A 1834-nucleotide genomic window follows, 5' to 3' on the forward strand; every position below is an offset into this window, starting at 1 on the left:
CGCCCCGGCCACCTCGAAGGCGGCGGGAGCGGGCGGGCGGGGGAGCGGCGCCGCGGGGTCAGCGGGCGGCGCGGGCGTACCCGAGCAGGAACAGCGCCTCGGCGACGGACATGCGTTCCAGCTCCTCGGGGGAGACGCTCTCGTTCACCGCGTGGATCTGCGCCTGCGGCTCGCTGAGCCCGGTCAGCAGGATCTCCGCGTCCGGGTAGAGCGCCGACAGGGTGTTGCACAGCGGGATCGAGCCGCCCTGGCCGGCGACCGCCATCTCCACGCCGTCGTACGCCTCCCGCATGGCCTCGGCCATCGCGGTGTAGGCGGGACTGCCGGTGTCGGCCCGGAACGCCTGGCCCTCGCCGATCCGCTCGACCGCCACCCGCGCGCCCCACGGGGTGTGGGCGTGCAGGTGCTCGGTGAGCAGCTTGCCGGCCTCGCCCGCGTCGACGCCCGGTGGTACCCGCAGGCTGACCACGGCCCGCGCGGTGGGCTGCACCGACGGCGTGGCACCCACCACGGCCGGGCAGTCGATGCCCAGCACCGTCACGGCGGGCCGGGCCCAGATCCGGTCGGCCACCGTGCCGGAGCCGATCAACTCCACGCCGTCCAGCACCTTGGCGTCCCGGCGGAAGTCCTCCGGCGGGTACTGAAGGCCCTCCCAGACGGCGTCGGACGTCAGGCCGTCCACCGTCGTCGAGCCGTCCTCGGCGCGCAGCGAGTCCAGCACCCGGATCAGGGCGGCCAGCGCGTCCGGCGCGGCACCGCCGAACTGGCCGGAGTGCAGGGCGCCTTCGAGGGTGTCGACACGGACCCGCAGCAACGTCATACCGCGCAGCACGCCGGTGACGGTGGGCAGCCCGGCACGGAAGTTGCCGGAGTCGCCGACCACGACGGCGTCGGCGGCCAGCAGCTCCGGGTGGGCCTCGGCGTAGCGCTCCAGCCCGCCGGTGCCCTGTTCCTCCGAGCCCTCGGCGATCAGCTTCACGGTGACCGGCACCCCGCCGTTGGCGCGCAGTGCGCGCAGCGCGAGCAGGTGCATCAGCAGTCCGCCCTTGCAGTCGGCGGCACCGCGCCCGTACCAGCGGCCGTCCCGCTCGGTCAGCTCGAAGGGCGGCGACAGCCAGGCGGCCTCGTCGCCGGGCGGCTGCACGTCGTAGTGCGCGTACAGCAGCACGGTCGGGGCGCCCACCGGGCCGGGGAGCAGTCCGTAGACGGACCGGGTGCCGTCCGGAGTGTCGAGCAGGGCGACGTCGTCGAAGCCCTCGGCGCGCAGCATGTCCGCGATCCAGGAGGCGGCTGCCTCGCACTCCTGGGGCGGGAACTGCTCGGGGTCGGCGACCGAACGGAAGCGGACCAGTTCCGCCAGTTCGGTGCGGGCCTGCGGCATCAGCGCGGCGACTGTGGTCGCCAGGGCGTTGTGCGCCATCGGAACGACTCCTCGGGGGGCGTGCGTCGAGAGCGGGGCGCACGGGATCACCGCGCGTCCGCGGAGGTTCGCCGATACTCCCACAGGCACCGGCCCGGACGCCGGGCCGTAGGATGCCGCTCTGGGGCCGGGCCTCACCGGAACCGGCCGGTCGAGCGGGAGCAGAAGCAGATCGTGAGCAGCGAGAACGCCCGAGGCACAGCCGACGAGAGCGCAGCGGGGAACGGCGCGGCCGAGAACGCGGGGGCCGGCGGCAGCGCGGCGCAGGCAAGGGCTGACGGCCCGTCGGAACACCGCCCCAGCCGGCACGAGGGGGACACCAACCCTCCGGAGGCCGAGCAAACCGAGGAGCCCGGCCGGCCCGACGGGGCGGGGTCCGAGGGGTCGGCGCCCGACGCTGAGCCCGGTGCCGCG

1 protein-coding gene and 1 pseudogene are annotated in these 1834 nt (G+C 75.4%); one reads left to right on the top strand and one right to left on the bottom strand.

What is annotated here, in order from left to right; genetic code table 11:
* Positions 1-58 precede the first annotated feature (58 nt).
* Positions 59-1420, bottom strand: coding sequence for a M20/M25/M40 family metallo-hydrolase (locus ACYVE9_RS25225; RefSeq protein ID WP_461030204.1), 1362 nt, complete (start codon positions 1418-1420; stop codon positions 59-61).
* Positions 1421-1594: 174 nt separating this feature from the next.
* Between ACYVE9_RS25225 and ACYVE9_RS25230 the strand changes: the two are divergent.
* Positions 1595-1834: pseudogene (locus ACYVE9_RS25230) on the top strand (hypothetical protein); the annotation flags it as partial.

It is taken from the genome of Streptomyces sparsus, assembly GCF_054776295.1.